9 protein-coding genes and 1 pseudogene are annotated in these 11,891 nt (G+C 56.7%); 4 read left to right on the top strand and 6 right to left on the bottom strand.

Translation table 11 applies throughout. From position 1 onward, the window contains the following. Nucleotides 1-114 precede the first annotated feature (114 nt). Both pdeH and AC1VYI_RS02575 read left to right on the top strand, forming a co-directional pair. The gene (gene pdeH, locus AC1VYI_RS02570; protein ID WP_023309584.1) at nt 115-888 is read left to right on the top strand and encodes a cyclic-guanylate-specific phosphodiesterase; all 774 of its coding nucleotides are present in this window, start codon (nt 115-117) and stop codon (nt 886-888) included. Nucleotides 889-953: 65 nt separating this feature from the next. After that, nucleotides 954-2,996: an AsmA family protein gene (locus AC1VYI_RS02575; RefSeq protein ID WP_226484415.1), complete on the top strand. Its 2,043-nt coding sequence runs from the start codon at nt 954-956 to the stop codon at nt 2,994-2,996. Nucleotides 2,997-3,102: 106 nt separating this feature from the next. Here the strand turns inward: AC1VYI_RS02575 and AC1VYI_RS02580 are convergent, their stop codons facing one another. The 3 genes from AC1VYI_RS02580 to AC1VYI_RS02590 all read right to left on the bottom strand — a co-directional run bounded on the left by AC1VYI_RS02580 (nt 3,103) and on the right by AC1VYI_RS02590 (nt 6,663). Continuing rightward, nucleotides 3,103-4,425 (bottom strand): MFS transporter, encoded by a 1,323-nt coding sequence (locus AC1VYI_RS02580; RefSeq protein ID WP_045404756.1) that lies wholly within the window; start codon nt 4,423-4,425, stop codon nt 3,103-3,105. A 260-nt stretch (nt 4,426-4,685) separates the two neighbouring features. Next, nucleotides 4,686-5,711 (bottom strand): inner membrane protein YhjD, encoded by a 1,026-nt coding sequence (gene yhjD / locus AC1VYI_RS02585; RefSeq protein WP_109846200.1) that lies wholly within the window; start codon nt 5,709-5,711, stop codon nt 4,686-4,688. A 52-nt stretch (nt 5,712-5,763) separates the two neighbouring features. Continuing rightward, complete coding sequence (locus tag AC1VYI_RS02590; RefSeq protein WP_226484413.1) at nt 5,764-6,663, bottom strand: LysR family transcriptional regulator; 900 nt, start codon at nt 6,661-6,663, stop codon at nt 5,764-5,766. Between the two features lie 119 nt (nt 6,664-6,782). On the opposite strand from AC1VYI_RS02590, the gene AC1VYI_RS02595 reads away from it, so the two are divergent. Beyond that, complete coding sequence (locus AC1VYI_RS02595; RefSeq protein WP_134867411.1) at nt 6,783-7,541, top strand: SDR family NAD(P)-dependent oxidoreductase; 759 nt, start codon at nt 6,783-6,785, stop codon at nt 7,539-7,541. A 97-nt stretch (nt 7,542-7,638) separates the two neighbouring features. Here AC1VYI_RS02595 and AC1VYI_RS02600 read toward each other — a convergent pair. After that, a pseudogene (locus tag AC1VYI_RS02600) lies at nt 7,639-7,737 on the bottom strand (lysozyme); the annotation flags it as partial. 71 nt (nt 7,738-7,808) lie between these two features. Then, nucleotides 7,809-8,348 (bottom strand): GNAT family N-acetyltransferase, encoded by a 540-nt coding sequence (locus AC1VYI_RS02605; RefSeq protein ID WP_023309578.1) that lies wholly within the window; start codon nt 8,346-8,348, stop codon nt 7,809-7,811. A gap of 148 nt (nt 8,349-8,496) precedes the next feature. Between AC1VYI_RS02605 and AC1VYI_RS02610 the strand changes: the two genes are divergently transcribed. Continuing rightward, the gene (locus AC1VYI_RS02610) at nt 8,497-10,086 is read left to right on the top strand and encodes an STY4199 family HEPN domain-containing protein (protein WP_134867047.1); all 1,590 of its coding nucleotides are present in this window, start codon (nt 8,497-8,499) and stop codon (nt 10,084-10,086) included. A 58-nt stretch (nt 10,087-10,144) separates the two neighbouring features. On the opposite strand, the gene AC1VYI_RS02615 is transcribed toward AC1VYI_RS02610, so the two are convergent. Beyond that, nucleotides 10,145-11,794, bottom strand: coding sequence for an alpha,alpha-trehalase (locus AC1VYI_RS02615; protein WP_059446307.1), 1,650 nt, complete (start codon nt 11,792-11,794; stop codon nt 10,145-10,147). Nucleotides 11,795-11,891: the final 97 nt, after the last annotated feature.

Below are 11,891 nucleotides of genomic sequence, written 5' to 3' on the forward strand. Positions count from 1 at the left end.
TTTCTGTCATCTTAATTTCATTTTCCCGGTGAATTGAACATAAAGTTCTCAATTGTCGCGCCGATAATCCTGTGACGAGTCCAGAAAGGCTATCCCAACAACAGGACATCTGAAATGAAGTCAGAGCAGGTTATCCAGCGGCTGAGCACTACGCCTGAGGCAAGTATTGAGAACTTGCAGGAGCATCGCTACTGGCTGCAATGTGAGCGTGCGTACACCTATCAGCCGATCTACCGAACAGATGGTCGACTGATGGCAATTGAAATTTTGACCGTCGTTACGCATCCCTCAAACCCTACTCAGCGCATCGCGCCGGATCGCTATTTTGCCGAAGTTGCCGTTCGCCAGCGTCTGGACGTGCTGGAAGAGCAGCTTCGTATGCTGGCGACGAAGCAACCTTTTTTCGAACAGCACGATATCCTCGCCTCAGTAAACGTCGATGGTCCAACCCTGCTGGCGCTGCGTCAGAACGCAAAATTGCAGGAGCTGATCGCCACCCTGCCGTGGATGCGCTTTGAGCTGGTGGAGCATGTCCGCCTGCCGCAGGATTCCTCGTTTGCGTCGATATGCGAATACGGCCCGCTGTGGCTGGATGACTTTGGCACCGGCATGGCGAACTTCTCCGCCCTGAGTGAAGTGCGCTACGACTACATCAAAGTGGCCCGCGACCTGTTCATTATGCTGCGTCAAACCCCGGAAGGGCGGAATCTGTTTACGCTGTTATTACAGCTGATGAACCGCTATTGCCAGGGCGTGATTGTTGAAGGTGTGGAAACACTGGAAGAGTGGCGTGATGTGCAAAACTCCCCCGCAGCGGCGGCGCAAGGCTATTATCTCTCCCGCCCGGTCCCCATGGATCGCCTCGATAGCGTTATAACGACCCTCTGATAAGCCCGCTTCCCTTTGTCTGGACTATAGTTTTACAGGACAGGTCATCAGGAAAGGGGATAAAAATGACGAGAACAACCAGGGTAATCTCCTGGACAGCAGGGATTTTCTTGTTGTTGATCGTGGTCGTCGCCATCATTATTGCGACGTTTGACTGGAACCGTCTCAAGCCGACCATCAACCAGAAAGTCTCAACCGAACTGAACCGCCCCTTCGCCATACGCGGTGATTTAGGGGTGGTGTGGGAGCGTCAGAAAGAGGAGCCCGGCTGGCGCAGCTGGATCCCCTGGCCACACGTCCATGCCGACGACATCATTCTCGGCAACCCGCCGGATATCCCGGACGTCACCATGATCCACCTGCCGCGCGTTGAAGCCACGCTGGCTCCGCTGGCGCTCCTCACCAAAACGGTCTATCTGCCGTGGATCAAACTTCAGCAGCCCGATGCGCGTCTGATCCGACTTTCAGAAAAAAACAATAACTGGACGTTTAACCTTGCCAGCGACAGCGAAAAAGATCCGAATGCCCAGCCTTCCTCCTGGTCATTCCGTCTCGACAATATTCTTTTCGATCGCGGACGGATCGCCATCGACGATAAGGTCAGCAAGGCGGATGTGGAGATCCTCGTCGATCCGCTGGGCAAACCGCTACCGTTTAGCGAGGTCACGGGCACGAAAGCAAAAGGCGACGCGGCAAGCGTGGGTGACTATGTCTTCGGCCTGACGGCAAAAGGACGCTACAACGATCGGCCTCTCAGCGGTAAAGGGAAAATTGGCGGCATGCTGGCGCTGCGGAGCGAAGGCACGCCGTTCCCGGTTCAGGCGGACTTCCGTTCCGGTAACACCCGCGTGGCGTTCGTTGGCACGGTCAACGATCCGATGAATATGGGCGGCGTCGACCTTCAGCTTAAATTTGCCGGCGATTCGCTGGGCGAGCTGTATGAACTGACCGGCGTGCTGCTGCCGGATACCCCGCCGTTCGAAACGGACGGGCATCTGGTTGCCAAAATCGACACCGAAAAATCGTCCGTTTTTGACTACCGGGATTTCAACGGCCGCATCGGCGACAGTGATATTCACGGCACGCTGACCTACACCACCGGAAAACCGCGCCCGAAACTGGAAGGGGATGTTGAGTCCCGTCAGCTGCGGCTGGCCGACCTGGGCCCGCTAATTGGCGTGGACTCGGGTAAAGGGACCAAGTCGAAAGAGGTCAAAAAGGATGTTCAGCCTGCCGGCAAAGTGCTGCCATACGATCGCTTCGAAACCGACAAATGGGACGTGATGGATGCGGATGTGCGCTTCAAAGGCGGAAAAATTGAACATGGCAGTACGCTGCCGATCAGCAATCTTTCGACCCATATCCTCCTCAAAAACGCCGATCTGCGCCTGCAGCCGCTGAAATTTGGCATGGCGGGCGGGACGATTTCCTCGAATATTCATCTGGAAGGTGATAAAAAGCCGATGCAGGGAAGAGCGGAGATCCAGGCGCGTCGATTGAAGCTGAAAGAGCTGATGCAGAACGTAGAACTGATGCAGAAAACCCTCGGTGAAATGAACGGTGATGCCGACATTCGCGGCGTGGGGAACTCGGTGGCGGCGCTGCTGGGCAGCGGCAATGGTAACCTGAAGCTGCTGATGAACGACGGGCTGGTGAGCCGAAACCTGATGGAGATCCTGGGGCTGAACGTCGGTAACTACGTCATCGGGCAAATCTTCGGTGATGACGAGGTGCGGGTAAACTGCGCGGCGGCCAATCTGGATCTGGTTAACGGCGTGGCGCGTCCGCAGATATTTGCCTTCGACACGGAAAACGCGGTGATTAACGTGACCGGGACCGCCAGCATGGCCTCGGAGCAGCTTGATCTGACGATTGACCCGGAAAGTAAGGGGATCCGCATCATCACCCTGCGCTCGCCGCTTTACGTGCGCGGAACCTTCAAAAACCCGCAGGCGGGCGTGAAGCCCGGACCGCTGATTGCGCGCGGTGCGGTGGCTGCGGCCCTGGCGACGCTGGTCACCCCGGCCGCAGCGCTGCTGGCGTTGATTTCGCCGTCTGAGGGCGAAGCGAATCAGTGCCGGACTATTTTGTCGCAGATGAAGAAGTAAAGTGCGACCCGTTTTTGCCGGGTGGCGCTGCGCTTACCCGTCCTACGGGACTTCCTCCCTCTCCCTGTGGGAGAGGGGCGGGGTGAGGGCATCAGGCCGCAGTGAATTACAGAGCCTGGTGCTTCGTCTCGTGCGTCAGCAGCAGCGCAATCAGCGTCAGCGCCGCCATGGCCGCCAGATAGACGCCCACATAGAACAGACCATAGTTCGCCTGCAGCCAGGTGGCGATATACGGCGCAACGGACGCGCCCAGAATAGAGGCAACGTTGTAGGAGAACGACGCACCGGTATAACGCACTTCCGTCGGGAACAGCTCAGGCAGCAGCGCGCCCATCGGGCCGAAGGTCAGCCCCATCAGGCTCAGGCCAATCAGCAGATAGGCCATCACCAGCGCCGGGCTACCTGAACCCAGCAGCGGCGGAAAGACGAACAGAGCAAACAGCATGATGAGCGTGGTGATCGTAATCATGCTTGCACGACGACCGAATTTATCCGCAAGCAGACCCGCAATCGGAACCATCACGCCAAACCCGATCACCGCCATCATCAGCATCCACAGCACTTCGTTACGCGGCAGCCCCAGGCCAACCGGCGCGGCGGCGGTACTGAACGTCATGGAATAGACGGTCATAATGTAGAACAGCGTATAGGTTGCCAGCATGATGAACGTGCCCAGTACGGTCACGCGGACGTGTTTGGTCAGCAGCGTACCCAGCGGCACTTTCACCTGCTTGTTCGCCGCGGCCACTTTCGCAAAAACAGGAGTCTCATGCAGCGAAACACGCACATACAGGCCAATCAGCACCAGCACGGCTGAGAAGATAAACGGGAGACGCCAGCCCCAGCTCATGAACTGTTCATCCGTCAGCAGCCACGAGAGCAGCAGGAACGTCCCGTTGGCAAAGAAGAAGCCAATCGGCGCGCCCAGCTGCGGGAATGAACCGTACAGCGCGCGCTTGCGCGCCGGGGCGTTCTCGGTGGCCAGCAGCGCCGCGCCGCCCCATTCACCGCCCAGCCCCAGACCCTGACCGAAACGCGCCAGCGCCAGCAGGACCGGCGCCAGAATGCCGATGGTTTCATAGGTCGGCAGCAGACCGATGGCTACGGTGGAGATGCCCATCGTCAGCAGCGAGGCCACCAGGGTGACTTTTCGGCCAATGCGATCGCCAAAGTGTCCAAACAGCGCAGAGCCAATCGGACGCGCAACAAACGCGATGGCAAAGGTCGCCAGAGACTGCAGCGTGGCCGCCGTCGGATCGCCCTGCGGGAAGAAAATATGCGGGAAGACGATGACCGCGGCGGTGGCATAAATATAAAAGTCGAAGAACTCAATGGCGGTGCCAATCAGCGAGGCGACGACAACTTTATTGCGCGAGTTTACCGGAACGTTTTCCGTTCCTGAGTCGAGTGTGGTGGCTGTTGCTTGCATAATATTTTCTTATTTTTGTCGAACGAAAGGCCATATTACGCACAGCAAAAGCGACATTTCAATCTGTAACAAAGCCGCGCGCTGGTGATAAAAGCAACAAAAAGCGGATAATTTTCAGGCCAGCGAAAACACGTCTATGAAATGCTTCACAGATTTTAAATATTAGTCAATTAAACTGGTTTTCGGTTAAATAAAAGTTACGGACTGGATTTATATGCTGAAATGATGAATCGGGCTGAAATTTCAGCCCGAGAGCGGGGCTAGCGGTGCGTTTTACCGGGCATTCGCGTGTCGCCTTTGTACTCGGCGGTGGCAATCCATGCCGCGCAGAACAGGGTCAGGCGAGCGAAAAAGTAGAAGAAGGCCATCAGTCCCAGCACCGAGCCAAACGCCGCGCCAGAAGGGGATTTCACCAGCGACGGCAGCGTGTAGGTCATCACGATTTTGATCACCTCAAAGCCGATCGCCGCAATCAACGTGCCGCGAATCAGCGCCTTCTTGCGCGGACGATGGCGGGGCAAGCGCCAGAAGATCCAGAAGAACAGCAGGTAGTTGGCAAAGATGGAAATGGCCAGCCCAATGCCGCGCCAGGCGGGCTTCAGCCATTCGATGTAATCAAGGTAGAGCGCGGAGATGATCATCTGCTGCGCCGAGCCCGCCACGGAGGTAATGGAAAGCGTCACGATCAGCGCGACGAGCAGGCCAATCAGCGAAACAAAATCGCGGAGATACTTCACCCAGATTTTCTCCTCGTCCTGCGGCTTACGCTCCCAGACGTCGCGCGACTGGGCGCGGATGGCCTCGCGCAGGTTGCCCATCCAGTTAACGCCGGAGTAAAGCGCAATCAGCAAACCGACGATACCCACGGTGGTACGCTGCTGAACGGCGGTATTGATGGTGCTCTTGAGGGTGCTGGCAAGGGTCGGGTCACTGACGTTATTCAGGATTTTATTGAAGATATCCTGCAGTAGCGTCGGGTGCGACGCGAGCACAAAACCGGCTGCCGCAAACGACACCATCAGGATTGGGATCATCGACAGGAAGGAAAAATAGGTGATGGCGGCACCAAACTGGTTCCCCATGCGGTCATTAAAGCGCTCGGTCGCGCGTATCAGATGCGCAACCATGGGAAACTGCTGAATTCTCGCGGCGATGCCGGTGACGGTCCCCAGCGCTTTGCTGGCGGTGCCTGGCGTTTTGGCCTCTTCGGGCCCGGTTTCCATCTTTTTGACGGGCTCATACTCTAAATGTTGGGTGGGTCGTTGCGGGTTGTTTTCCGGCGTCACGCGCATTTTCCTTTTCGTTGAGCTGGATGTGTTTTTGAATTATAGCTTGCGGCTAGTCCACGTAAGCTTTTGTGAGTTCGGTAAGCCACTCCATGAACAGATGGACCCGGCGGGAGAGGTTGCGGCGGTGAGGGTAAATCAGGGAGACGGGCATCGCTTCGGCCCGGTATTGCGGGAGGATCTCAATCAGTTTCTTCGCGCGCAGTAAATCGCGCACCCCAACCCGCGGAACCTGAATAATGCCCAGCCCGGCGAGACAGGCAGCCTGGTAAGTTTCCGTGCTGTTGACGGTTAACACCCCGCCCGTTTTTATCCACTGCGCCGCACTGCCGTTATAAAACTCAAAGCCCTGCGGGCGGGTTCCCAGCATCGCGGCGTAGTGGATCACGGCGTGCGAGCCTAAATCGTCCAGGGTTTCCGGATAGCCAAATCGCGCCAGATAGTCCGGGCTGGCGCAGTTAATCACCGACAGCTTGCCCAGCGGACGGGCAATCAGCCCTGAATCCTTCAAAGTGCCGACGCGCACCACGCAATCAAACCCTTCGCGGATCACATCCACCAGACGATCGCTGCTGCTGAGCTCGAGTTCAATGCCCGGATAGTGCTGCAGAAAAGCAGGCAGTTTGGGGATGACTAAATTTCGAGCAACGCCGACGGGCATATCCACGCGGAGCCGACCGCTGATGCTGGAGGGATCGTGCTGAAACATACCGTCGAGTTCATCAAGGTTTGCCAGCAGATCTTTTGCCCGTTCGTAATAGACCATGCCGTCCTGCGTCAGGCTGACGCGGCGCGTGGTGCGGTGCAATAGCTGGGTGCCAAGCCGGTTTTCCAGGGCCTGAATTTGCCGCGAGACGCTGCCTTTCGGCAGGGTTAATGTTTCGGCCGCGCGGGAAAAACTTTCCAGTTCCGCGACGCGGACGAACAGCTGCATTGCGTGAATTTTATCCATAGAGGAAGCTCATTGTTGTTTCTGGTGAAACAGTGAAGCGTTTTAACCCATCTTTATTGATTTTCTATCACCTAATAAGCTCTTTCTCAATCTCCTTAACAGCCAAAACGAGGTTTATGATGAGTGAACGTATCGCATTAGTGACGGGTGGTAGCCGTGGTCTGGGCAAAAACGCTGCGTTAAAGCTGGCGGCAGACGGCACGGGAATTGTCCTGACATACAACCGTAGCCAGCAGGAAGCGCTGGATGTTGTGAATGAAATTCAGCAAAAAGGCGTCAACGCAGCGGCATTACAGCTCAACGTCGGTGATATCACGAGTTTTGATCATTTTGCCCGACAGCTTCAGGAAACCCTTAAGACCGTCTGGCAGCGCGAAACCTTTGACTATTTATTGAACAATGCCGGAACGGGTTTATACGCGCCCTATGCCGACACGACGGAGGCTCAGTTTGATGAAGCGCTGAACATTCATTTCAAAGGACCTTTCTTCCTGACCCAGCGCCTGCTGCCGCTGCTTAACGACGGGGGTCGTATCCTCAACGTCTCCAGCGGGCTGGCCCGTTTTACCCAGCCGGGCTCAGGGACCTACGCGGCCATGAAAGGGGCGATGGAAGTGCTGACGCGTTATCAGGCGAAAGAGCTGGGCGCGCGCGGAATTTCCGTCAATATCATTGCGCCGGGCGCGATAGAAACTGACTTTGGCGGCGGACGCGTGCGCGACAACGCGGAGCTGAATCAGCTTCTGGCCTCGCAGACGGCGCTGGGACGGGTGGGGCTGCCGGACGATATTGGCGATGCCATTGCGGCACTGCTCAGCGATAAGCTGGGCTGGATGAATGCGCAACGTATTGAAGTATCAGGCGGTATGTTCCTGTGATACACGGGCTTAGGGGGAAGGAGCCCCTTAAGGAAACCCTTAGTATGGATGTGTCTGCATACTGACAGTGATAAAGAACGCAGGCAGCCATAGCCGATAACCCATTTTCATCACGATATTTCTCCAGAGAAAGACCCGGATGTTTTTTTATTAACGCAGCGGCCGCTGAGAATATTTTCAGCGAATGACGTTTGATATTCGTTTCCTCTTAATAGTGACATTAAAGAGGAAACGACGTCCGGGAAATATCTGCTAAAAAGCGGTTGGTCAGGAATTATTATTCAGGTATTCCTGCTGTAATAAACCAAATAGCCAGTCATTTTGCCAGCGCCCCGCAAGGTAATAGCTTTCGCGTAATTCACCTTCCAGGCGAAAGCGGGCTTTTTCCAGCAGGCGTCTTGACGCAACATTTCCCGCGGTGACGGTGGCGGTGAGTCGCCGTATACCGCCCTGATGAAAAGCGTAATCGCAAAGCACTTTCAGGGATTCAAAGCCGTAACCTTTCCCCTGCGCCTCGGGTGCGAAAAGGAAGCCCACTTCTGCGCAGTCCTCCTCCCGATGAATATACCCGGTAACGCCCAGCGGGGCCTGTGAGGCGGTGTCACGTACGACGAGACAAAGCCAGTGCGCGCTGCCCGGTGCCCATGGGGCCAGGCGCGAATCAAACGCCTCGCGGATCGCCGCGACGGGACGGTCTTCCGCCACAAAGCGCATTACGTCCGGGTGCTGCTGTAGCGCCAGAAAAAAGGGCCAGTCTTGTTCCTGAAGGGGCGAACAGGTCAGACGAGAGGTAATTAAAACCGGCATTCAGATTCTCCTGAAACATTTTAAATCATTTTAGGGTTGTCACTTTATTTCAACAGAAAGTCAGGTATGGTTAACCGCGTATAAATAAAAAGAATAAAGGGCGTTTCGTGCCCATTCCGGATGTCTTCGTTGTCGCTTAAGGAAAACAATGACTCTCAGCACATCACATCATATTCGCGAACAGTTTGAACACTGTCTGGCGGTCATTCGCCATGCGTCGGTGGAAATTTTACTCCTTCTGAATGTACATGCTTCTGAGGGCAAAGATCCACGCTGGTTCCTGGAACAACTCGACAGCGCGCGATTAGCTCTGGGCGGCTGGGGAGCCGTTGCGAAAAAACTCAACCTGAATGATGCCGAGATGTCGGAATTTACGCTCCAGCTTCGCCTGCTGCAGCAGCGCGTTCCGCAGTATGAAAGCGGACAGGATGTGAGTGAAAACCAGCTTATTGCGGCGATGCGGTTTGTGACCGCTCTGGAACATCTTCGCCTGCAGCAGCCGCTGTTGACCTACAGCACTGACCTGGCACCGGGAAGCGAACTCCAGCAGCAGCAGGCGCACAAGCAGGTACGCGCGATTGAGCTGATGATTAAAGGGCTCATCCAGCAGGCCTGGCCCGATCAGGTGCGGCTGAACAACCATCTTAAGACCCTGTTTAACGCTGACCGCGTGCGGCGCTGGCTGAAGCTTGGCGAGATCAATGATGTCCTCAGCGGCATGATGTTCAGCGAACTGGCGCAGATGCTGGTGGATAAAAAAGAGTTCAGCCGCTATTACGCTTCGCTGTTCAGCGACCCTTCCATGCTGACGCTGCTGGTTGAACCGCGCAAAACGCTGCAAACCTTCCTTGATGACATTCGGCAAATCCGCAACAGCATCACCGTTCAAAAAACGTTAAGCTCGGCGCAAATCCAGCTGCTGGATAACTACTATGCGCAGATCGCGCGGCCCGTTCAGCGCGCGTTTGAAGAGGGGAGAACGCGCGTCAATCCGGCCGGATTCATGGCGGTAGATGCCAGCGAATTGCATACCTTCTGGGAAAAGGCGCAGAAAATGGATCGGGTCACCGGTGGGGATCTGTTTGAAGTCCGTGACACCATTGAAAAGCCGACCCAGCGCGCGCCGCGTACCCCCGAACAACGCGAGCAGCTCATTTCCGGTGCGCTATGGGGGGCGGTTGGCGTCATGGTGATTGCTATCGTGGCGGGGGGCTTCTGGCTGGTGACCAGCAGCAAACCGCAGCCTGCAACCGCCAGCGCGGCTGAAGCGGCTTCTCCGCAGGAAATGCGCGAGACGCCTTCTTCGCGCGAAACGCTCACGCGCATGGGGGTCACCTGGGACGAGAATAATTTCCGCTCGGCCATTAACCGCAACGATACCCGCGTGACCCTGCTGTTTTTGCAGGGCGGCATGGACTGGAAGCTCTCCTGGACCGAAGAGGCGATGTCGGCAGGCTATGACGATGTGCTGGAGCTGATGTTACGCTATCGGCAGAACATGGTGGAAGAGAAGCCGTGCCGTCGCTTCATCAACACGCTCAGCCACGCCATGTCGAACGGCGAGTCTCTGACCTCGGTTCGTAAAGAGTATCTCAAAGCTTTCTGCACCGTGCCTGCCGTGGTGAAACGCCAGCAGCACGATCTCGACATGGCCACACGCCGCGCGCAGTCGCAGCCGGATGCCACCACGAAAAAATGGCAGTCCATTCAGGCTGCCATTTATGAGGTGATTCGCTGATCTCTTTTCCCTCTCCCTGTGGGAGAGGCCGGGGTGAGGGCACCAGACCGCACCCCACTTAAGGCTCCCCATACAACCCAATCAGCCGCCGCACCACGCCGTTCGTCCAGCCGAAACCGTCCTGCAGCGGATACTCACCCCCGCCGCCTTCGCGCGGCGTGCTGCTGGCGATGTGATACTTCTCAATCAGCTTGTGATGCGTCTTATAAAAATGGTTCACCGTATGCAGCCAGCTCCAGGCGATCTCATCGCCCAGCGAGTCGTTGCCGTACTGCTTGAACCCCTGAATCGCCATCCACTGCAGCGGCGCCCAGCCGTTGGGTTTATCCCACTGCTCGCCGGTTTCGTACTCGGTCGCCAGAATTCCACCTGGGGTCAGCAGCCGCGATTTGACCGCATCAGACAAACGTTCTGCCTGCTCGTGCGTCGCCATTCCAACATACAGCGGCACAATACTGGCGGCAGAAAACAGCGCCAGCTCTTCGCGTCGCCAGTCGTAATCGCGGTAGCAGCCGCTCTCCTCGTCCCACAGATAGCGGTTCACCGCCGCGCGGCGATCGCTGGCTTTCTGGCGAAACGCCTCTGCCGTCTCTTTATCCCCTTTCGACGCGGAGATGTTGGCGATAGCGCTTTCCAGCTTGAACAGGAAGGCGTTCAGATCGATGGGGATAAACTGCGTCGTGCGGATGCTGGCGAGCCGCGACGGATCGCGCAGCCAGCGGGACGAGTAATCCCAGCCGGACGCCGCACCCGCGCGCAGGTCGCGATACACCTCATTGGGCGGACGACCCGAGTGACGGGCAGTTTCCACGTCCTCAATCCACGATTCGTCGCGCGGGGTATCACGGTCGTCCCAGTAGCGGTTGAGCAGTGAACCGTCCGGCATGCGCACGGCGCTGCGGTAGGCCTGGTTAAGCAGCAGCGACTCCGCGCCGTCCATCCAGAAGGCGTACTCCATTTTGAGGTGATCCAGATAGCGTTTCGCACCGCGCACGCCGTCCTCCTCGAACAGCTCCACCATCAGGGCAAAGACCGGCGGCTGCGAGCGGCTGAGATAATAGGTGCGGTTGCCGTTGGGGATATGCCCGTAGCGTTCAATCAGCCAGGCAAAGTTGTCCGCCATACACTTGAGCAGATCGTTACGGCCACTCTCCGCCAGCCCCAGCATGGAGAAATAGGAATCCCAGTAGTAGGTCTCGCTGAATCGCCCGCCGGGGACGATATAGGCCTGCGGCAGGGCCAGCAGGGAAGACCAGGGAATATGATCCTGCGGCTCGCGCGTCAGCACCGGCCACAGGTTATCAATGTGCTCTTTCAGGGAGAGTCCCGGGTCGGAGACATATTCTGTGCCGTACGTTTCCGGCATCCAGAAGTGGTTCTCCACAAACTGGCGCAGGTCGAAATCCCGGTGGCGTCTGACCTTGCGGTAGCGGATCAGGATATCTAACGGATCCATCTTCGGCGCGCAGTCGGGGAAGGTTTTACTGTCCGCAAACAGCCGCGTCGACTGCACATGCTCGAACAGTTCAAGATAGCGGTCTGCGGGCGTCAACGCATCGGAGGCGGGTAGCCCCTCGATCATTTCGGGTTCCGGCTCCGCCTCAATCATTTCATCCAGTTTCAACTCGCAGGGATCGGTCTCGTAGCGCAGCTCTTCTGCAATCTCGAACTCGATGTTCTCGGTAGCCTGTAGTTTCTGGTTGAACATGGTGATAGGGACCTCCGGTTGTGTGTTCAAAAAGACAGGTTTATCCGGGCGTCTTATAAGCGTAGACATTCGCTTCGGTAGATGGGGAGGGAAATGT

The sequence above is a fragment of the Enterobacter sp. QK-SA4 genome, from assembly GCF_056856775.1.